Origin of the sequence: Streptomyces sp. NPDC006140 (assembly GCF_040628815.1) — a bacterium.
Lineage (GTDB): Bacteria > Actinomycetota > Actinomycetes > Streptomycetales > Streptomycetaceae > Streptomyces.
This window is the reverse complement of sequence record NZ_JBEXTS010000001.1, coordinates 296,975-315,133: the sequence shown is the minus strand read 5'-3', so window position 1 is coordinate 315,133 and position 18,159 is coordinate 296,975. Positions and strand designations below refer to the sequence as shown.

Below are 18,159 nucleotides of genomic sequence, written 5' to 3'. Positions count from 1 at the left end.
CGGCGCTTCGCCCGGCCCCGGCTCACTGCGCGTCCTCCGCCAGCCTGCGCTCCAGCTCCCGCCGCAGCTGATCCATCCGGGCTCGACGTTCCTCGTCCGTCAGGGCAGCAACGTCCGCCCCCTGGTCCTGGCCCTCCGTCGTCCCGATGGCCGCAGGAGCCTCGCCGACCGCCCGCCGCTCGATCTCCGCCGCGACCTGGATGTACCGCAGCAACTCGGACGGGGACAGCTCACGGGGGTCCAGGGCCTGGAGCCGCGCGACGGCCTTGCTCTGCACGGCCTGCGCCAACTTCGCGTGCCTGCGCGCGATCTCCCGCCGGGCCTGCGCCTGCTCCGCGAGGAACAACCGGTCCTGCTCACGGTCGTACGCCGTCGCCCGCATGACCCATGCGTACTGCCGCGACCACCGGCCAAGGAGCGCGCGAGATTTATGCAACTCGCGTGCCACTTTCGTGACACTCCGCGCCGGGCCCAGATCGCGGTATGTGGCGAACGCCTCGAATGCCTGAGGAGATTCGTGCCCCTGACGCTCCCAGGGATCCACGACGCCCCGGTCACCCACCGGTTGGCCTTCCTTCTCCCCTTGCGCCACCGCATCCAAGATCCAGGCCCTAAGAGTAGACACCAAAGGTGAGCGTCATTCGGCGCAGCCGTCCGCGGCCCTCCACCTTCGCCCCGCCGCCCAAGTAGACCGCGTCGAAGGCCGGAGCGATCATCCCGGCTTGCTGACGGCTGCGATGACGGCCGCGAGTCCCGAGACGATCGCGAGGAGGGCGAATAGGCCGGCATACCCGCCCAAGGATCCCGCAAGCGCAGCTCCAGCGAACGGCGAGACGGCACTCGCAGTAGTGACCGGAGCGGCGAGTAGGCCGGAGAGGCGGCCGTACGCCGCAGCTCCCCAGCGGTCGGTGACCGCGGTGGCCTGGAGAAGTGTGAGGTTACCGCGGACCGCGCCCGCCAGTATCGCGAGGACGACGAGTAGCGGGATCGGTCCGGGGACCGCCGCCAGGAGAGCGGTGGTCGCACCACCAACAGCTATCAGGACGACGGTGCGGGCCGTGACCGCAGTACGGCGGGCGAGGGTCGCGTAGAGCGTACGGCCGAGGGTCTGGCCCGCCCCACCGAGTCCGAGGGCCCATGCGGCTGTGGCGGGACTGGCGCCGCGTTCGGTCAGGAGGGGTACGAGGGCGATGACCACTGCGTACATCGCGAAGCCGTTGAGGGTGAGCGCGGCGGTGAGCATGAGGAAGGGACGACTGCGTGCAACTGATGTGCTGCCGTCGGCTCGTTGGACGGGATGCGGCGGGGCCGATGGCCAGGGCGCTCTGAGGGCCAGAGCGTGTGCGGGGATGGTGACAGCGGCGAGGACCGCGGCGAGGACGGCGTACGTGGCTCGCCAACTCAGGTGCTCGGAGAGCGTCGCCGTCAGTGGCGCGAAGGCGGTGGATGCGAGGCCGCCCGCAAGCGTGACGATGGTCAGGGCGCGGACGCGGTCCGGGCCCCACCAGCGGGTGACAGCAGCGAAGGCGGGCTGGTAGAAGGTGGCGGCCATGGCCACTCCCGCGAGCGCCCACGCGATGCTGAACATGGCCAGGTTGGGGGCGGACGCGAGGAGGAGAACGGCCGTCACGCCCAGCACGGAGCCGAGAGTCATGACGGCGCGCGGGCCGCGGCGGTCGAGGATGCGGCCGACGGGTATCCCGGTGACGGCGGATACCAGCAGGGCGCCAGAGAACGCGGCCGTGGTGGACGTGGTCGACCAGCCGGTGTCGGCGGTGGTCTGCGGGTTCAGTACGGGGAAGGCGTAGTAGACGATGCCCCAGCTGGTGATCTGGGTGGCGCACAGGGCGGGCAGAGCCGCGCGAGGCCGTGACCGGTCCCCCGTTCCGGTCATGGCCTCGCTGGTGTGGACGTTGGTCATCGGCGGATCAGCAGCAGCCGCCCGCAGCGACCGGTTCCTTCACGTCGGTGTCAGCCGGGCCGGCGCAGCACGTGCTGCCCTGCTGCTTGGCCAGGGAGTCGGCGTCGGCCTTCACGACGTACACCTCCCAGGGCTCCTGGCCCGGGCCCTGGACCCAGACCTTGTCCTGCACCGCGTAGCAACAGGTGGTGTCGTTCTCCACATCAGTAGCCAGGCCAACCTCGCCCAGGCGGGTGGTGGTGGCGTGAACGTCCTCGGTGCTCTCGACCTCGACGCCGAGGTGGTCCATGCGGGTGGCCTCACCCGCAGCGCCTTCGATCAGGACGAGCTTCAGCGGAGGCTCGGCGATGGCGAAGTTGGCGTAACCATCACGAAGTTTGGCGGGCTCGGTGCCGAACAGCTTCGTGTAGAAGGCCACGGACTCGGCGAGGTCGGGGACGCGGAGGGCGAGCTGTACTCGTGACATGGCGAAACTCCTTCCGTAGGTGTGGAGTTCAGCAGCCGCCGGAGGCGATGGCGGGGGCGCCGCTGCCGATCTGGAGGGTGGCTGGAGCCGCGCAGCAACCGCCACCGTCACCGCTCTGCGCGGCGTTGGGGTCGTCGAACAGGCCCGCGCCTCCGCACACGCCCGTCTCCGGGAGAGTCAACTCGACGCGCTCGGCGGCCTCCTGATCACCCGCGAGCGATGCCGCGATGGAGCGGACCTGCTCGTAGCCGGTCATGGCGAGGAACGTGGGCGCACGGCCGTAGCTCTTCATGCCGACCAGGTAGACGCCCTTCTCCGGGTGGGAGAGCTCGTTCACGCCGTGCGGGTAGACCGTGCCGCAGGAGTGGACGTTCGGGTCGATCAGCGGGGCCAGCTCCGTCGGGGCCTGGAGGCGCTCGTCGAGGCCGAGGCGAAGCTCGGAGAGGAAGGACAAGTCGGGACGGAAACCGGTCAGGACGATGACCTCGTCGACCGGGTCCAGACGGCGGCCGTCCTCAGCCACGAGGACGAGCCGGTCGCCGTCCCGTTCCACAGCCTGGGTACGGAATCCGGTGACGGCGCTCGCGTATCCGTCCTCTACCGCCGCCTTGGCACGCAGGCCCAGGGCACCGCGGGCCGGGAGCTCGTCGGCCTCGCCGCCTCCATATGTACTGGCGCCGATGCCCCGGCGCAGGATCCACACCGCGTGTGTGCCGTCCTCCTCCTTCGCCAGGTCGGCGAGGTAGGCGAGGGCCGTGAAAGCGGAGGCACCGGAGCCGACGACCGCAGTGCGCTTTCCTGCGTAACGGGCGCGTACGGCCGGGTCTTTGAGGTCCGGGACGCGGTAGGAGATGCGGTCGGCGGCCGGCTTCTCGCCGAGGGCGGGCAGGCCATTCGCGCCCAGCGGGCTCGGCACGGACCAGGTACCGGAGGCGTCGATGACGGCCCGGGCGGTGATCCGCTCCTCACCACCGTCCGCGGTCTGGATGTGCACGGTGAACGGCTGCTCGTCGCGGCCGGAGTCGACGATCCGGTCGCGCCCCGCACGCGCCACGCCGGTCACGGTTGCGCCGAAGCGGACCTTGTCACCGAGAGCATCGGCGAGCGGCTGAAGGTACTGCTCGGCCCAGTCGCCGCCGGTCGGGTAAAGGGCACCGTCCGGGCGGACCCAGCCAGTGGGAGCCAGCAGTTTCTCGGCGGCGGGGGCGGTGACCTCCGCCCAGGGGGAGAACAGCCGCACGTGGGCCCAGGCCCGCACGGCGGTGCCCGCGGCCGGACCGGCCTCCATCACCAGAGGCTCAATGCCGCGTTCGACGAGGCTGGCGGCAGCGGCCAGGCCGATCGGGCCGGCTCCGATGACCACGACAGGCAACTCGGTCGTGGGATCGTTCATGGCGACTCCTTTTACTTCGATGTCTGTCGATGGCTTGCGTCGCCAGCATGACACCTGCTTCGATAGGCGTCAACATAGACATTCGTCGAAATTGGGGTTCTGGTTCATGGAGTACATCGATGTCGCAGTGGTCGGGGGCGGGCAATCCGGGCTGGCCGCCGCGCACGTCCTGCGCCGGCAGGGCCTTACGCCGGTAGTACTGGAGGCGTCCGGGCAGGCGACCGGCTCGTGGCCCGACTACTACGACAGCCTCACGCTGTTCTCGCCCGCACGCTTCAGCGCCCTACCGGGCCTGTCGTTCGGCGGCGACGGCGACCGCTATCCGCACCGCGACGAGGTCGTCGACTACCTCACCCGCTACGCGGAGCGCCTGGACGCCGAGATCCGCACCCATACCCGCGTCGAGAGCGTGGAGCGTGACAGCACCGGCTTCACGCTGCGCACCGCTGACGGCCGCCGCCTGGGTGCGGCCGGGTTCGTCGCGGCGACCGGGGCCTTCGGCAACCCGCTGCTGCCCGACCTCCCCGGGCAGCACGACTTCACCGGCGAGTTGCTGCACGTCGCCGACTACCGCAGCCCCGCGCCGTACGCGGGCAAGCGGATCGTGGTGGTGGGCGGCGGCAACTCCGCTGTCCAAGTCGGCCACGAACTGGCGGACGTGGCCACGGTGACCCTGGCCACCCGCGCCCCGGTTCGCTTCCTTCCGCAGCTGCGCGACGGCAAGGACCTGCACCACTGGCTGACGGCCACCGGCTTCGACCACCTGCCGCCGGAATGGCTGATCCACTTCGTCGGCGGCACCCTCGTGCTCGACACCGGCCACTACAGGAGCGCCCTGGAGACCGGGCGTCTTCAGCGGCGGCCGATGTTCACCGCCCTTGACGGTGACGCGGTCGTGTGGGCCGACGGGACCCGGGAGCAGGTCGACGTGGTGCTGCTCGCCACTGGATACCGGCCGAACCTGGGCTACCTGGCCCAGCTCGGCGCCCTCGACGTGACTGGTGCGCCGCTGCACAGCGGCGGCATATCCGCCACCCACCCGGGGCTGGTCTACCTCGGCCTGGAGTTCCAGCGTTCCTTCGCCTCGAACACGCTGCGGGGCGTCGGGCGGGATGCGGAGTACGTGATCGACGCGCTGGCCGCGCACGTCCGCAAGGCCCCGGCCGCGGCCGGGCTCTGACGCGCGCCCGCCGGGGGACGGGGCGGTCTGCGAGTCGATTGAGCGGCGTCACCCGGCCCCTGCTGATTCGACGTGTGCCAACATAGATGCATGTCAAATGGGAAGGTGTTGCCGCTGCAGGAACCCGACACCGGACGGGATCTGGTTCCGTGCTGCCCGCCGCTGACCGAGCGCCCGTTCACCGCGGAGGAGGCCGAGACGGCTGCGCGGATGTTCAAGGCGCTCGGTGACCCGGTTCGGCTGCGGCTGTTCTCCGCAGTCGCCTCGCACAAGGGCGGCGAGGCGTGCGTGTGCGACATCTCCGACGTCGGCGTCTCCCAGCCGACCGTCTCCCACCACCTGAAGAAGCTCAAGGAGGCCGGTCTACTGGCCTCCGAGCGGCGCGGCACGTGGGTGTACTACCGGGTCGAGCCGTCGGTACTGGCGGCCATGGGTCAGCTGTTGAGCGTCCGGTAGTCCACCCGGTCGGGACCGCCCTGCCGCCCGGGTCATTTGCCGGCCGTCTGCACGGCAGGAGCGCATCATCTGACGTTCGCCTCAGCGTCACCAGCACAAGCGCCACATAGGTAACCATCTATGTCTTGGCGGGTGGGGCGCGAGCCAACGGGCGGACCACGGCAATGGCTTCGGCCTGCACCCGTACGTCTTCCGAAAGGGGCCACGGGTGCAACATCGGCGCAGGAAACGAGGCGCTCTTCTGCCGGCTGCCGCGGCTGTGGCCGTTGCGGTGGCAGCAGGCGGAGCAGTGGCCTGGGTGTGGGATAACGACGGCTCCGGGACCGCCCAATACAGGCCGCCGGGACCGCCGGCCGTGGCACGGGCCGACTGCGCCGAGAGGGGGCAGGTGCCCGGATCGGGGTCGACGGCTCAGCAGAACGCCATGGCGTACTGGATCAGGCAATACCAACGGGCGTGCTCTCCGGTACAGATCGCCTACAACCCTGTGGGCTCCGGTGCCGGGGTCGCCCAATTCATGCGCGGGGCCACCGCGTTCGGCGGCTCTGACAGCCCAGTCGAACCGAAGGAGGTTCAGCCGGCGGCTGGCGTGTGCCCAGGTGGCAGGGCCATCAACCTGCCGATGGTGGGCGGTGCCGTCGCGATCGGCTACAACCTGCCCGGTGTGGAGGATCTGGTGCTCGACGCGCCGACCGTGGCCAAGATCTTCGACTCCCAGATCACTACCTGGAACGACGCGGCGATACGGAAGCTGAACCCCGGCGCCGACCTGCCGTCCCTGCCCATCCGCGCCGTGCACCGGTCCGACGGCTCGGGGACCACCCAGAACCTCCAGGCATATCTCGCGGGCGCCGCTCCGGAGGTGTGGACGCATCCGGCGGAGAAGGCATGGCAGGGGCGAGGCGGAGATTCCGCCAACGGATCGAGCGCCGTCGCCTCGACGGTGAACTCCACCGCCGGTTCAATCGGTTACTTCGAGCTGTCCTTCGCGAACAAGCTCGGCATCAACACGGTGCGCATCGACACGGGCGCCTCCGAGCCGGTAGCCGCGACCACGGCGACCGCGTCAGCGGGCATCGCCGCCGCCGATGTGGTCGGCAAGGGCAAGGACATGACCCTGGAGTTCGACTACCGGACGTCCGCGAACGGCACGTACCCGATCGTCCTCGTCAGCTACGAGATCGTGTGCGACAAGGGCACACCGCCCGACATGCTGCCCGCCCTCAAATCCTTCCTCACCTACACCGCCAGCGACGACGGCCAGAAGCCGCTGTCCAAAATCCACTACGCGCCACTGCCGGAATCCGTCGCCGCCGAGGTACGTCAGGTCGTCAGAACCCTGCGCTGACGGCGCATGGATCAGCCACCTGCTTTGAGGAGCTGGGCGATTTCACGAGCCGCGTCACGGGCCGGGCGACCGACGCCGATGAGGGTGGCGGAGGCGGGACCGGTCCAGTCGCCGTAGCCGAGCAGGTGCAGGCGCGGTTCGGCCACAGCTCGCGTGCCCGCGGTGGCGATGTGGCCGCGAGGGCCGCGAAGGCCCAGGGGCGCCAGGTGGGAGAGGGCCGGACGGAAGCCGGTGCACCAGATGATCGCGTCGGCCGGTGCTCGTGTGCCGTCGGCCCAGACGACTCCGTCGCGTTCGAGGCGCACGAACATGGGCGACGCCTTGAGCAGCCCGGCGTCCCGGGTCTCCCGCACGGGCGGTACGGCGACGATGTCGCCCAGGGAGGCGACGCCTCCGGTGTCGGTGCGGCCCTCGTCGAGGGCGCGGCGGCGGGCGCTGGCCGCGTCGAACAGGGCCCGGCCGTCGATGTCGTCGGCGAGAAAGCGGGGCGGGCGCTGGGTGACCCAGGTCAGCTCGGTGTCGTAGGCCAGGTCGGCTGCGATCTGGGCGCCGGAGTTGCCGCCGCCGACCACGATGACGCGCTGTCCGGCGAGATCACGCGGATTGCGGAACTCGACGGTGTGCAGCTGCCGTCCTCGGAAGTCCGACCGGCCGGGGACGGCGGGCAGGAAGGGGCGCCACCAGGTGCCGGTGGCGCTGATCACCACTCGGGCCTGCCAGGTGCCCGAGTCCGTCTCCACGCGCAGGCGGTCGCCGTCCCGATGAACGCCCAAGACCCGTACGGGGCGACGCACGGGAAGCTCGTACCGACGCTCGTACTCGGTGAGGTAGCCGACCACGTGGCGTGCGTCCGGGTACGTCTCTCCCACCTGTACGGGCATGGGCCGCCCGGGCAGCGAGGAGTACGCGGCCGGGGAGAACAACTGCAGCGAGTCCCAGGCGTGTTTCCAGGCGCCGCCCGGCTCGGCCTGGGCGTCGAGGATGACGAAGTCCAGGCCGAGGCGGCGCAGGTGGTAGCCGGCGGCGAGCCCGGACTGGCCGCCGCCGACGATCACCACCTGCGTGTGCAGGGCGGCCGTCACGAGGTCCGCACCAGGCCGGTGCGGTCCAGGCAGTGCATCAGCTCTCCTGCGGTGCCGCCGTCAGCTGCCGACCGGCGGTGAACTTCCGCCGCCAGGCCAGGGAGACGTAGACCAGCGCGACCAGGACCGGCACCTCGATCAGCGGGCCGACCACACCGGACAGGGCCTGGCCGGAGGTGACGCCGAAGGTGGCGATGGCGACCGCGATGGCCAGCTCGAAGTTGTTGCCGGCCGCGGTGAAGGCGAGGGTCGCGGTGCGGTCGTAGGCGAGGCCGATGACCTTGCCGAGGGCGAAGGTGCCGAACCACATCACCGCGAAGTACACCAGCAGCGGCAGCGCGATCCGGGCGACGTCCAGCGGCTGCGAGGTGATCGTCTTCCCCTGCAGGGCGAAGAGGATGACGATCGTGAACAGCAGGCCGTACAGCGCCCAGGGACCGATCTTGGGAAGGAAGTTGGACTCGTACTTCTCGCGACCCAGCTTCTGCTCGCCGATGCGGCGGGTGAGGAACCCGGCAAGGAGGGGGATGCCGAGGAACACCACGACGTTGAGCGCGATCTGCCACACGGACACGTCCAGGCCCTGCCCGTCGCCGAGGTCGAGCCACTTGGGCAGCAGGTCGAGGTAGAGCCAGCCGAGCAGGCCGAACGCGATCACCTGGAAGACCGAGTTGAGGGCGACCAGGACAGCGGCAGCCTCACGGTCGCCGCAGGCCAGGTCGTTCCAGATGATGACCATGGCGATGCAGCGGGCGAGCCCGACGATGATCAGACCGGTGCGGTACTCGGGCAGGTCCGGCAGGAAGATCCAGGCCAGCGCGAACATCACGGCCGGTCCGACGATCCAGTTGATGACCAGCGACGAGACCATGAGCTTCTTGTCGCCGGTGACGGCGTCGAGCTTGTCGTAGCGGACCTTGGCCAGGACCGGGTACATCATGATCAGCAGGCCGAGGGCGATCGGCAGGGAGATGCCGCCGATCTCGACCTTCGCGAGGGCGTCGTTCAGGCCGGGGATGGCTCGTCCGAGGCCGAGGCCGAGGGCCATGGCGAGCAGGATCCATACGGCGAGGAAACGGTCGAGCGTCGACAGCTTCGCGACGACCGAGTAATCCTCGGCGGTGGTCGCGGACGCTTCGGTGGGGGTCACGGGCAGGCCCTCTTGTTGTCGGCGGCATTGCGAGCGGACTCGGCCAGATCGGCGAATTGGCCGGCGAGCTGGGCGATGACGTCCGGGCGCACCTTGTAGTACGTGTACCGGCCGCACGGCTCCGTCTCGACGACCCCGGCTTCCCGCAGCACCCTCAGGTGGTTGGAGAGGTTGGTCTGCCGCGCGCCGGTCTCCTCCACCAGGTGGGTGGTGCACAGCGTCTCTTTGGCGAGCAAGGTCACGATTTGAAGCCTGAGCGGGTCGGCCAGCACCCGGATCAGGTCAGTGTCGACTGACGTCATCATGGGCTGATACTCTCACATCAGTGGTAGCTGACACCACCGGGTGCTGAAGTCATTCGCGCCTGATGCCGTCGCGAGACAAGAGAGACCTCCTGATGTCCGACAAGCCCTCCGTGCTGTTCGTCTGTGTCCACAACGCCGGCCGTTCCCAGATGGCCGCCGCGTGGCTGACCCACCTGGCCGGGGACCGCGTCGAGGTCCGCTCCGCCGGCTCGAACCCGGGTGCCAACGTCAACCCGGCCGCCGTCGAGGCCATGCGCGAGGTCGGCATCGACATCTCCGCCGAGGTGCCGAAGATGCTCACCGTCGACGCCGTCAAGGAGTCCGACGTCTGCATCACCATGGGCTGCGGCGACACCTGCCCCGTCTTCCCCGGCAAGCGGTACCTGGACTGGCAGCTGGAGGACCCGGCCGGTCAGGGTGTCGAAGCCGTGCGGCCCATCCGTGACGAGATCAAGGTGCTGGTCGAGGGCCTGATCAAGGAGATCGCGCCGGAGCCGCAGGCATGAGCACACCCACGGACGTACGCGAGGTCATCGTCATCGGCTCCGGCCCCGCCGGATACACCGCCGCCCTCTACACCGCCCGCGCTTCGCTGAAGCCGCTGGTCTTCGAGGGCGCGGTCACGGCGGGCGGCGCGCTGGTGCAGACGACCGAGGTGGAGAACTTCCCCGGCTTCCGCGACGGCATCATGGGCCCGGACCTGATGGACAACATGCGCGCTCAGGCCGAGCGGTTCGGCGCCGAGCTCGTACCCGACGACATCATCTCGGTCGATCTCACCGGCGCCGTCAAGACCGTGACCGACAGCGCGGGCACCGTGCACCGGGCGAAGGCCGTGATCGTGGCGACCGGTTCACAGCACCGCAAGCTGGGCCTGCCGGGCGAGGACGCGCTCTCAGGCCGGGGTGTGTCGTACTGCGCGACCTGCGACGGTTTCTTCTTCCGCGAGCACGACATCGTGGTCGTCGGCGGCGGCGACACGGCGATGGAGGAGGCCACCTTCCTCTCCCGGTTCGCCAAGTCGGTGACGGTCGTCCACCGCCGGGACACCCTGCGCGCCTCCAAGGCCATGCAGGAGCGCGCCTTCGCCGACCCGAAGATCTCGTTCGCCTTCAACCGCGAGGTCGCAGAAATCCGCGAGGAGGGCGGCAAGCTCGCGGGCCTGACCCTACGTGACACCGTCACCGGCAAGACCTCCGAACTCCCGGCAACCGGACTGTTCGTCGCCATCGGCCACGACCCGCGCACTGAACTGGTCCAGAGGCAACTGGACCTGGACGACAACGGCTACCTCAAGGTCCAGTCCCCGAGCACGCGCACGAACCTCCCCGGCGTCTTCGGCGCCGGCGACGTGGTCGACCACACCTACCGTCAGGCCATCACCGCGGCCGGGTCCGGATGCGCGGCGGCGCTGGACGCCGAGCGATACCTGGCGGCCCTCGCCGACGTGCCCGCGATGGCCGAGGCCGTCGCCGTCGTCTGACGGCACCCGCCCCTTCCGTACGGAGGAGACCCCCCATGGCCCTCAAGAACGTCACCGACGACTCCTTCGAACAGGACGTCCTCAAGAGCGACAAGCCCGTCCTCGTCGACTTCTGGGCAGCGTGGTGCGGCCCGTGCCGCCAACTCGCCCCTTCCCTGGAGGCGATCGCGGCCGAGCACGGCGACGCCATCGAGATCGTCAAGCTGAACATCGACGAGAACCCGGCCACCGCCGCGCAGTACGGCGTGATGTCCATCCCGACGATGAACCTCTACAAGGGCGGCGAACTCGTCCAGACCATCGTCGGCGCCAAGCCGAAGGCCGCGCTGGAACGCGAGTTGGCCGAGCATCTCCACTGAGTGGGCGGGTGAAGCTGCGGCTACACCCGTTCGAGGGCCTGCGTCGCCAGGTCGCCGACCGTCGGGTCCAGGATCGCGCGCACCTTGTTCAGGCCGTCGTAGTTCACCGAGTACCAGGACCAGGTGCCGCGGCGTTCGCGGTTCAGGAGGCCCGCCTCGGTCATGATCTTCAGGTGGTGGCTGACGGTCGGCTGACGGAAGCCCAGGCAGTCGGCCAAGTCGCACACGCACGCCTCACCGGCCGGTGCGCGCTCGATGATGCGGAAGATCTGCAGCCGTGTGGGGTCGGCGATGGCCTTGAGCATGAGGGCCAGGCGCTCGGCCTCCTCGCGCTCGATGAGCAGGCACGCGAGGCCGGGGCTACAGGTCTCAGCCGTCGTCTCGCCCGCTTCCTCGGCGGCGCCCAATTCAGAGATAGCCATCTATTCACCATAGGTCGGGGCCGGCCGTCATCCCTGTGTTCGAAGACACACCGGAGCTGTTGTTCACCTACCGTTCACTTTGGCTCTCACCTATCCAAGAAATAGATAACTGCCTATCATTCGTGGTGAGAGCGGCGGCACAGGCCGCCGACCGAGGAGCCGCCCCATGGACGAGCAAAGTTCTCTCGGCCGCCACCGCCGAACAGCCCCAGCCCTGCGGGACATCGCGCCCGTGCTCGAACGCATCACGGCCCGCCTGGCCGCACGCCACGGCAGGGCCTTCTCGCAGGAGACGGTCGAGCGGTACGTGGAGGAGTGCTCCTGGCTGCTGTCGGCTGAGGCCCGCGTCGGTACCCACCTGCCGGTCCTGGTCGAGCGGTTCGCCGACCAGCGGCTGGGCGCCCTGGCCCGCGGCATGGGGCTGTCGCCGAAGGCGGTGCCCGAGGTGCTGTTCGTGTGCACCGAGAACGCGGGGCGTTCGCAGCTGGCCGCCGCGCTGATGCGGCACCGTGCCGGCGACGGGATCCGGGTGCTGACGGCCGGTTCCGATCCCGGCTTGTCGATCGCCCCGGTCGTGCTCAGGCTGCTCGCCGAGCAGGGTCTGGACCCGGACGAGGAGTTCCCCAAGCCGCTGACCACCGAGGTGGTCACCGCCGCCGACGTCATCGTCACGCTGGGCTGCGGCGACGCCTGTCCGGTACGGCCCGGGCGCCGCTATCTGGACTGGGATCTGCCGGACCTGAGCGGCCTGGACGTCGAGAGCGCGCGGGCCGTACGGGACGCCCTTGCCGCTCGTATCGACGTACTGGTCGGTGAACTCCTGCCGTCAAGGGTTCCTCCTGCGTGAATTGCCCACCAGGCAGAGGCCCGACGGATCGCCGAGCAAGCGATCCCCAAGGTGGCCGCGGCGAAGAGCGGCCCGGCGAACCTGATCGACCTCGCGATCGCACGGTTCGCTCTCAGATGTCGGTATCCGATGTCGCTCTGCGGCACCTGCCCGGTCGTCGCTGCGGCAGGCCCCGTTCGGTGCCGTCGCCAGAAGGTGCGGACCCTGTACGGGCGGCGGCGTGGCTGTACGGGCCGGCGGCGTGCCAGGTGGCGGTGGCGCCCGCGGCCAGGCCGGTGCCGAGCAGGGTTCCGGCGAGGGTGTCGGTGAGCCAGTGCACGCCGAGGAAGACTCGCGTGAAGCAGGCGGCGGCGACGCCGGCAACAGCGAGGACCGTACCGACGCGCACGAGGCCGGTGGGCAGTTGGGCAGCGCGTGCGACCCACAGCAGCAGCACGCAGGTGGCGGCCGCGGTCATGGCGTGGCCCGAGGGCATGGCGGCGAACTCGGCGGAGTCGACGGGCCGCTCCCACTCGGGCCGGTTGCGGCCGACGGCCCAGCGCAGCACTGTTCTCAGGGCCCATTCCGCGGCAGATGTGCAGGCCGTCCACAGTGCGATGAGCCGCTGGCGCCTGTGCCACAACCACACGACGGCCCCGGCGAGCAGCAGGCGCATGGTCCACGGATCCACGACCCAGTCGGTGACGATCCGGCTGGCGTGGGTGAGACCAGGGTGCTGCAGTGCCGCCGCGTGCAGTTGCACCGCCACCGCCTCATCCAGCCTCAGAACGGCCTTCACATCGGCGACGACCAGGGTGACGATCAGGGCCGCGCCCGCGGTGAGCACCAAGGCGGCTCTGCCGGCCGGATCGGCGATCCAGGCGGCCGCCGCCCCTCTGACCGCTTCTGGCCGCTCGCCGGGCCTGTCGGTGTCGGTCATCACGTTGCCTCCTCGGCGGATCGGGGTGCCTGGTCGTGTGCCCCGGAGGGGGATCGCTGACCAGCGCGCTGTGCGGAGAGTCGGAACGAAGGGTGGCGCACCGACGTAGACTCGGTGCCCGATATCGGTTTCGTCATTGCCGTGAGGGCGGGGAGGTGGGTAAGAGTGCGGGAGTTCCAGCGGGGCGCGGTGCGGCTGCACATCCTGCATCACGCGGCCGAGGAGGAGATCCACGGCGCGTGGATGACCGAGGAACTGGCCTCCCACGGTTACCAGATCAGCCCCGGCACCCTGTACCCCACGCTGCACCGGCTGGAGGCGGACGGGCTGCTGGTCTCCGAGCAGCGGGTGGTCGACGGCCGCACCCGGCGGGTCTACAAGGCGACCGAGGCCGGGAAGAAGGCCCTCGCGGAGGACCGCCAGGCGCTGAAGGAACTTGCCCGCGAGGTTCTCGGCGACGACGCCCCGTAGACGGACGACGAGTCAGCGGCCCGCTCCCCTCGTCGCGGCGGCTGGGATGGTGCTCGTCCTGGCGAGGCGCGCGTCGAGGGAGAGCGCGCCGGCGCCGGCCAGCAGCAGGAACAGACTGCCGCACAGTTGGGCCAGGTCGGTGCGGGACTCGTGAGCGAAGTCCCACCAGCCGGACTTGCCTTCGAACAGCGGGGCGTCGCCCCACAGGATCGGCAACTTGGTGATCAGTAGCGCGCCGAGCATGTTCACGATCATGGGAACGGTGGCGAGCCGGGTGAGCAGCCCGGCCAGGATCAGCGCACCGCAGGCGATCTCGAAGACCCCGTCCAAGGGCGCGAAGAAGCCGGGGACGGGGATGCCGGCCCTGTCGAACCGGCCGGTGCCCTGCGCGTCAGGGCGGAGGAACTTCAAGATGCCCTCGGAGAGGAAGACAGCCCCGACGTACAGGCGGATGAGGATCGTCACGGCCGGCGCCCGGGTGACGGTCAGCTTGGCCTGCCAGATGCCCAGTTGAGTCATGCGAATGCCCCTCTGCCTCGGCGGATACCTATCGGATCTCGATATCGTCCCGCGAGGCAGAGGGCCACCGCGGTTTTCGGCCCGCCCGGGGGCGCGTCGCCTCTACGAGCTGCGGGCGGCCACGGTGCGGCGCACCCCGTACGCGGCGACGCCGACGGCCAGGACGGCGCCGCCCCAGATCACGGAGGACACCGGCAGGGCGAAGGCCAGGACGAGGCAGCCCGCCAGCCCGACGGCGGGGACGACCCGGGCCGGTCGGCCCTCGTCCGGCGTGAGGGTCCAGGCGGAGGCGTTGGCGATGGCGTAGTACGCGAGCACACCGAAGGAGGAGAAGCCGATCACCCCGCGCAGATCGGCCGTCGCCGCCACGACGGCGACCACCGCACCCACGGCCAGTTCGGCGCGGTGGGGCACCTTGAACTTGGGGTGGACTGCCGCAAGGGCGTGCGGCAGGTGCCGGTCGCGGGCCATGGCCAGGGTGGTGCGGGAGACGCCGAGGATCAGTGCGAGCAGCGAGCCGAGCGCGGCCACCGCTGCGCCGACCCGCACGACCGGAGCCAGCCAGTCGGCGCCCGCCACACGTACGGCATCGGACAGCGGCGCGGCGGCCTCCGCCAGCCCCTTCGGGCCCAGCACCGTCAGCACGGAGATGGCGACGACGGCGTAGACGACCAGGGTGATGCCGAGGGCGATGGGAATGGCCCGGGGAATAGTGCGCTGCGGGTCACGGACCTCCTCGCCGAGGGTGGCGATGCGCGCATACCCGGCGAAGGCGAAGAACAGCAGCCCCGCCGCCTGGAGCACCCCGCCGAAGGTCGCGTCGTCGCCGACGTCGAGCCGGGCCGTGTCCGACGCCGAGGAGGTGAGGGCGGCGACCACGACGGCAGCGAGCACGGCCAGGACCACGGCCACGATCACCCGGGTCAGCAGCGCCGACTTCTGCACTCCCGCGTAGTTCACCACCGTCAGCGCCACCACCGCGGCGACCGCTACCCCGTGGGCCTGCCCCGGCCACACATACGAGCCGACCGTGAGCGCCATCGCCGCGCAGGAGGCCGTCTTGCCGACCACGAACCCCCAGCCCGCCAGGTAGCCCCAGAAGTCACCCAGCCGCTCGCGGCCGTAGACGTACGTGCCGCCCGACGCCGGGTACCGGGCCGCCAGCCGCGCGGAGGAGGTGGCGTTGCAGTACGCGACCACGGCGGCCAGCGCCAGGCCGATCAGCAGCCCGGAGCCGGCCGCGCGGGCCGCCGGAGCGAGCGCGGCGAAGATCCCCGCGCCGATCATCGACCCCAGGCCGATCACGACGGCATCCGGCACTCCCAGCCGCCGGTGGAGCTCGTCCGGCATACCGGAGGCGGTCGATGGCTTGCTCATGGCCCACTCCTTCGGCGGCACGGCCGCACATCTTACGAAAGCCGATATCGGCAGACGATACGGGACGGGCGCGGATCACTTCGACCGCCCCCCTTGCCAGACCGCGCGCGGCGTGACTTATCAGGTTCTGCGACACCACCACGCACAAGCAGGGGCGGGGCGCGGGCGGGAACGTGTTGGGCGGCGACCAGCGTCTCGCCGGGAGCCTGGGCATACAGGTCGTGAAGGTTTTCGACCTGGTGGCCGCACGGACCGGGCTCCGCCAGCACGAAGCCCTTGCGGCGGGCCGGGGCTGTACGCCGGTGACCACAGCCAGCGCCCCGGACGACCACAAGGCGCACCCGCTGGGCGCGACCCGGCCGCGGCTCGCGTCACCGGTGTAGACCGGCCGACGGGGCACCGCCAAGCAGCCCGTCGGCCGGAGTCTGTGGAGCCCGCTCTCATGTCTCCGCGTCGGTCAGGCACAGGGAGATCAGCGTTCGGGCCTCGGCCGGTGTGCGCGCCGTGATGATCTCCATCAGGGTTCCCGGGTCTGTGGTGAAGGTCTGCCACCGGGTGTGTCCGGCGGCCAAGTACCGGGCCCGGACCTTCGCGGAGAACCACCCCTTGCGGTGGAAGAGGGTGCCGACGCCGGGGATGTGGTGCCGCCCGTGCACGACGCCCCACCTCGGGTAGCGCCCCGCCCGCGACGGCAGGTCGATGTACGAGTCGTCCTCCGGTCCTCCGGCCACCGTCCTCAGGCCCCTATCCCCTGGGAGGCTGTGGGGACGACGACTGCGAGCCCGTCCCCTGTGCGCACGAGGAGCCGCACTCCAGCCGGTACCCCATGCCGCGGATCGCGTCGATGGTGCAGCAGCTCTCCCCCTCCTCCTTCAGCTTGTGGCGCACCCGGCGCACATGCACGGTGAGGGTGTTGCTCTCCGGGGCTTCCGTCCCCCACAGGGCCTGGGTCAGTTCACGGCGGGTGATGACCTTGTTGGGGCGCTCCATGAAGTAGCGCAGCAGCAGGAATTCACGGACCGGGAACTGGAGGGAACGGCCGCGGACATAGACGTGGAAGCCCGCCGGATCAAGCTCGATGTCACCGACCTTCAGGGGCACGGCCGAGCCGTCGCCCTCGTTCCAGCCGGACCGGAGAAGGGGAGTGATCTCCTCGATCCGGTAGGGGCGGGCGACGAAGGCGATCGCACCGGCCGCCACCGCCGCCGTCGCCTCCGCCGCCCCCTCGGCACCGGCTCCCACCAGGACCGGCACCGGATGGAGCCGGGCGATCAGCTCCGTGACCCGAGCAGCGTCCACGACGGGCAGAGGGGCGCCGAGCAGGACCGCGCGCGGTCGGCGGGCGCCGACCTGGAGCAGCACTTCCGCGCCGTCGTGGCAGACGAGGGTGCGGATGCCCACGCTCTCGAAGCGGGCCAGGGCCTGGCCGGCGAGTGCCTCGTCGGGCTCGGCCAGCAGCAGGTCGTGCAGCTGGCCTTCGTCTGGGCCACCGGGGCCGCTGGCCGCGGTCACCGGTGGCGGATGTGCCTCGGGTGTCACCCGTAGAACTCCTTCACGTGTGACGCGCAAAGGGGCGGACGTCGGACCGGTCATCGCTCAGCCGAAGCGGCCGGAGATGTAGTCCTCGGTGCGCTGGTCGGAGGGGTTGGAGAAGATCAGCTCGGTCTCGTCGTACTCGACGAGGCGGCCGTGGCGTACGCCCTTGTCGTCGACGTCGGCGGTGAAGAAGGCGGTGCGGTGCGAGACGCGCGCGGCCTGCTGCATGTTGTGCGTGACGATGACGATCGTGAACTCCTGGGCCAGGTGCTCCATGAGGTCCTCGATCTTCGCGGTGGCGATCGGGTCCAGGGCCGAGCAGGGCTCGTCCATGAGGATCACCTCCGGCTTGACCGCGATGGTGCGGGCGATGCACAGCCGCTGCTGCTGGCCGCCGGAGAGCGCCAGCGCCGAGGTCTTGAGCTTGTCCTTGACCTCGTCCCACAGCGCGGCGTGGGTGAGGGTCTCCTCGACGAGGTCGTCGAGGTTGCCCTTGAAGCCGCCCACCCGGGGGCCGTAGGCGATGTTGTCGTAGATCGACTTGGGGAACGGGTTCGGCTTCTGGAAGACCATGCCGATCCGGCGGCGCACCTCTATGGGGTCGACGTCGCGGCCGTACAGGTCCTCGTCGTGGTAGTGGATCTTTCCGGCCACGCGGGCGGTCGGGATGAGGTCGTTCATCCGGTTGAAGCAGCGCAGCACGGTGGACTTGCCGCAGCCGGACGGGCCGATCATCGCGGTGATCTGCCGCTGCCCGATGGTCATGTTGACGTCGCGGACGGCCTCGTGGTCACCGTAGAAGACGGACAGGCTGCCGACCTCGAAGACGGGGCTGGTCAGGGCCGGCGCCTCGCGGTAACTGACCTGCGGGGTCTTGGTGCCGCCGCGTGCGGCGTCGGAGGAAGAGGTCATGGCGGTCTCCTGC

22 protein-coding genes are annotated in these 18,159 nt (G+C 70.2%); 8 read left to right on the top strand and 14 right to left on the bottom strand.

What is annotated here, in order from left to right:
- Window positions 1-22: 22 nt before the first annotated feature.
- From ABZ386_RS01470 to ABZ386_RS01455, 4 genes are all read right to left on the bottom strand, one after another.
- Window positions 23-382: a hypothetical protein gene (locus tag ABZ386_RS01470; RefSeq protein WP_358962997.1), complete on the bottom strand. Its 360-nt coding sequence runs from the start codon at window positions 380-382 to the stop codon at window positions 23-25.
- Window positions 383-712: 330 nt separating this feature from the next.
- Window positions 713-1,921, bottom strand: a complete 1,209-nt coding sequence (locus ABZ386_RS01465; protein ID WP_358962995.1) for an MFS transporter — start codon at window positions 1,919-1,921, stop codon at window positions 713-715.
- A gap of 7 nt (window positions 1,922-1,928) precedes the next feature.
- Window positions 1,929-2,387, bottom strand: a complete 459-nt coding sequence (locus tag ABZ386_RS01460; protein ID WP_358962992.1) for an ArsI/CadI family heavy metal resistance metalloenzyme — start codon at window positions 2,385-2,387, stop codon at window positions 1,929-1,931.
- A gap of 28 nt (window positions 2,388-2,415) precedes the next feature.
- On the bottom strand, window positions 2,416-3,780 hold the full coding sequence (locus ABZ386_RS01455; RefSeq protein WP_358962990.1) for an NAD(P)-binding domain-containing protein: 1,365 nt from the start codon (window positions 3,778-3,780) through the stop codon (window positions 2,416-2,418).
- Between the two features lie 106 nt (window positions 3,781-3,886).
- On the opposite strand from ABZ386_RS01455, the gene ABZ386_RS01450 reads away from it, so the two are divergent.
- The 3 genes from ABZ386_RS01450 (at window position 3,887) to pstS (ending at window position 6,764) form a co-directional block, all read left to right on the top strand.
- The gene (locus tag ABZ386_RS01450; RefSeq protein ID WP_358962988.1) at window positions 3,887-4,960 is read left to right on the top strand and encodes an NAD(P)/FAD-dependent oxidoreductase; all 1,074 of its coding nucleotides are present in this window, start codon (window positions 3,887-3,889) and stop codon (window positions 4,958-4,960) included.
- Between the two features lie 90 nt (window positions 4,961-5,050).
- The gene (locus ABZ386_RS01445; protein WP_358962986.1) at window positions 5,051-5,416 is read left to right on the top strand and encodes a metalloregulator ArsR/SmtB family transcription factor; all 366 of its coding nucleotides are present in this window, start codon (window positions 5,051-5,053) and stop codon (window positions 5,414-5,416) included.
- 208 nt (window positions 5,417-5,624) lie between these two features.
- Window positions 5,625-6,764 carry a phosphate ABC transporter substrate-binding protein PstS gene (gene pstS / locus ABZ386_RS01440; protein WP_358962984.1) on the top strand — a complete coding sequence of 380 codons (1,140 nt, stop codon included), beginning with the start codon at window positions 5,625-5,627 and terminating at the stop codon, window positions 6,762-6,764.
- Window positions 6,765-6,775: 11 nt separating this feature from the next.
- On the opposite strand, the gene ABZ386_RS01435 is transcribed toward pstS, so the two are convergent.
- The 3 genes from ABZ386_RS01435 to ABZ386_RS01425 are packed head-to-tail and all read right to left on the bottom strand — an operon-like array spanning window position 6,776 to window position 9,301.
- Window positions 6,776-7,846, bottom strand: a complete 1,071-nt coding sequence (locus ABZ386_RS01435; RefSeq protein ID WP_358962981.1) for an ArsO family NAD(P)H-dependent flavin-containing monooxygenase — start codon at window positions 7,844-7,846, stop codon at window positions 6,776-6,778.
- 37 nt (window positions 7,847-7,883) lie between these two features.
- The gene (gene arsB, locus ABZ386_RS01430; RefSeq protein ID WP_358962979.1) at window positions 7,884-8,996 is read right to left on the bottom strand and encodes an ACR3 family arsenite efflux transporter; all 1,113 of its coding nucleotides are present in this window, start codon (window positions 8,994-8,996) and stop codon (window positions 7,884-7,886) included.
- Window positions 8,993-9,301, bottom strand: a complete 309-nt coding sequence (locus tag ABZ386_RS01425; protein WP_356619135.1) for a metalloregulator ArsR/SmtB family transcription factor — start codon at window positions 9,299-9,301, stop codon at window positions 8,993-8,995. Before ABZ386_RS01425 ends, arsB begins: the two co-directional genes overlap by 4 nt.
- Before the next feature lie 92 nt (window positions 9,302-9,393).
- Here ABZ386_RS01425 and ABZ386_RS01420 point away from each other — a divergent pair, with 92 nt between their 5' ends.
- Genes ABZ386_RS01420 through trxA form a run of 3 tightly spaced genes read left to right on the top strand, consistent with a single transcriptional unit; the run spans window position 9,394 to window position 11,143 of the window.
- Window positions 9,394-9,807 carry an arsenate reductase ArsC gene (locus tag ABZ386_RS01420; RefSeq protein ID WP_319178752.1) on the top strand — a complete coding sequence of 138 codons (414 nt, stop codon included), beginning with the start codon at window positions 9,394-9,396 and terminating at the stop codon, window positions 9,805-9,807.
- Window positions 9,804-10,784: a thioredoxin-disulfide reductase gene (gene trxB, locus ABZ386_RS01415; protein ID WP_358962976.1), complete on the top strand. Its 981-nt coding sequence runs from the start codon at window positions 9,804-9,806 to the stop codon at window positions 10,782-10,784. The genes ABZ386_RS01420 and trxB overlap by 4 nt, the downstream gene beginning before the upstream one ends.
- Window positions 10,785-10,819: 35 nt before the next feature.
- Window positions 10,820-11,143, top strand: a complete 324-nt coding sequence (gene trxA / locus ABZ386_RS01410) for a thioredoxin (RefSeq protein WP_358962974.1) — start codon at window positions 10,820-10,822, stop codon at window positions 11,141-11,143.
- 20 nt (window positions 11,144-11,163) lie between these two features.
- On the opposite strand, the gene ABZ386_RS01405 is transcribed toward trxA, so the two are convergent.
- The gene (locus tag ABZ386_RS01405; RefSeq protein WP_358962971.1) at window positions 11,164-11,565 is read right to left on the bottom strand and encodes a metalloregulator ArsR/SmtB family transcription factor; all 402 of its coding nucleotides are present in this window, start codon (window positions 11,563-11,565) and stop codon (window positions 11,164-11,166) included.
- A gap of 166 nt (window positions 11,566-11,731) precedes the next feature.
- Between ABZ386_RS01405 and ABZ386_RS01400 the strand changes: the two genes are divergently transcribed.
- Window positions 11,732-12,412 (top strand): three-helix bundle dimerization domain-containing protein, encoded by a 681-nt coding sequence (locus tag ABZ386_RS01400; RefSeq protein WP_358962969.1) that lies wholly within the window; start codon window positions 11,732-11,734, stop codon window positions 12,410-12,412.
- A 112-nt stretch (window positions 12,413-12,524) separates the two neighbouring features.
- On the opposite strand, the gene ABZ386_RS01395 is transcribed toward ABZ386_RS01400, so the two are convergent.
- Entirely contained in the window at window positions 12,525-13,331 is an 807-nt protein-coding gene (locus ABZ386_RS01395) for a phosphatase PAP2 family protein (protein WP_358962967.1), read from the bottom strand.
- Window positions 13,332-13,496: 165 nt separating this feature from the next.
- On the opposite strand from ABZ386_RS01395, the gene ABZ386_RS01390 reads away from it, so the two are divergent.
- On the top strand, window positions 13,497-13,802 hold the full coding sequence (locus ABZ386_RS01390; RefSeq protein WP_358962965.1) for a PadR family transcriptional regulator: 306 nt from the start codon (window positions 13,497-13,499) through the stop codon (window positions 13,800-13,802).
- Between the two features lie 12 nt (window positions 13,803-13,814).
- On the opposite strand, the gene ABZ386_RS01385 is transcribed toward ABZ386_RS01390, so the two are convergent.
- From ABZ386_RS01385 to pstB, 5 genes are all read right to left on the bottom strand, one after another.
- A complete protein-coding gene (locus ABZ386_RS01385) occupies window positions 13,815-14,321 on the bottom strand; it encodes a DoxX family protein (RefSeq protein WP_358962963.1) in 507 nt (168 codons plus the stop codon).
- Between the two features lie 102 nt (window positions 14,322-14,423).
- A complete protein-coding gene (locus ABZ386_RS01380) occupies window positions 14,424-15,698 on the bottom strand; it encodes an APC family permease (protein ID WP_358962961.1) in 1,275 nt (424 codons plus the stop codon).
- A gap of 440 nt (window positions 15,699-16,138) precedes the next feature.
- The gene (locus tag ABZ386_RS01375; RefSeq protein ID WP_358962958.1) at window positions 16,139-16,429 is read right to left on the bottom strand and encodes a hypothetical protein; all 291 of its coding nucleotides are present in this window, start codon (window positions 16,427-16,429) and stop codon (window positions 16,139-16,141) included.
- 13 nt (window positions 16,430-16,442) lie between these two features.
- Window positions 16,443-17,237, bottom strand: a complete 795-nt coding sequence (locus tag ABZ386_RS01370; protein WP_358962955.1) for a response regulator transcription factor — start codon at window positions 17,235-17,237, stop codon at window positions 16,443-16,445.
- Window positions 17,238-17,294: 57 nt separating this feature from the next.
- Window positions 17,295-18,146, bottom strand: a complete 852-nt coding sequence (gene pstB, locus ABZ386_RS01365; protein ID WP_358962953.1) for a phosphate ABC transporter ATP-binding protein PstB — start codon at window positions 18,144-18,146, stop codon at window positions 17,295-17,297.
- Window positions 18,147-18,159: the final 13 nt, after the last annotated feature.

Coding starts and splice junctions, on each gene's coding strand:
- ABZ386_RS01470 (WP_358962997.1), bottom strand. CDS start 382: ATGCGGGCGACGGCGTACGACCGTGAGCAGGACCGGTTGTTCCTCGCG.
- ABZ386_RS01465 (WP_358962995.1), bottom strand. CDS start 1,921: ATGACCAACGTCCACACCAGCGAGGCCATGACCGGAACGGGGGACCGG.
- ABZ386_RS01460 (WP_358962992.1), bottom strand. CDS start 2,387: ATGTCACGAGTACAGCTCGCCCTCCGCGTCCCCGACCTCGCCGAGTCC.
- ABZ386_RS01455 (WP_358962990.1), bottom strand. CDS start 3,780: ATGAACGATCCCACGACCGAGTTGCCTGTCGTGGTCATCGGAGCCGGC.
- ABZ386_RS01450 (WP_358962988.1), top strand. CDS start 3,887: ATGGAGTACATCGATGTCGCAGTGGTCGGGGGCGGGCAATCCGGGCTG.
- ABZ386_RS01445 (WP_358962986.1), top strand. CDS start 5,051: ATGTCAAATGGGAAGGTGTTGCCGCTGCAGGAACCCGACACCGGACGG.
- ABZ386_RS01425 (WP_356619135.1), bottom strand. CDS start 9,301: ATGATGACGTCAGTCGACACTGACCTGATCCGGGTGCTGGCCGACCCG.
- ABZ386_RS01420 (WP_319178752.1), top strand. CDS start 9,394: ATGTCCGACAAGCCCTCCGTGCTGTTCGTCTGTGTCCACAACGCCGGC.
- trxB (WP_358962976.1), top strand. CDS start 9,804: ATGAGCACACCCACGGACGTACGCGAGGTCATCGTCATCGGCTCCGGC.
- trxA (WP_358962974.1), top strand. CDS start 10,820: ATGGCCCTCAAGAACGTCACCGACGACTCCTTCGAACAGGACGTCCTC.
- ABZ386_RS01405 (WP_358962971.1), bottom strand. CDS start 11,565: ATGGCTATCTCTGAATTGGGCGCCGCCGAGGAAGCGGGCGAGACGACG.
- ABZ386_RS01400 (WP_358962969.1), top strand. CDS start 11,732: ATGGACGAGCAAAGTTCTCTCGGCCGCCACCGCCGAACAGCCCCAGCC.
- ABZ386_RS01395 (WP_358962967.1), bottom strand. CDS start 13,331: ATGACCGACACCGACAGGCCCGGCGAGCGGCCAGAAGCGGTCAGAGGG.
- ABZ386_RS01385 (WP_358962963.1), bottom strand. CDS start 14,321: ATGACTCAACTGGGCATCTGGCAGGCCAAGCTGACCGTCACCCGGGCG.
- ABZ386_RS01380 (WP_358962961.1), bottom strand. CDS start 15,698: ATGAGCAAGCCATCGACCGCCTCCGGTATGCCGGACGAGCTCCACCGG.
- pstB (WP_358962953.1), bottom strand. CDS start 18,146: ATGACCTCTTCCTCCGACGCCGCACGCGGCGGCACCAAGACCCCGCAG.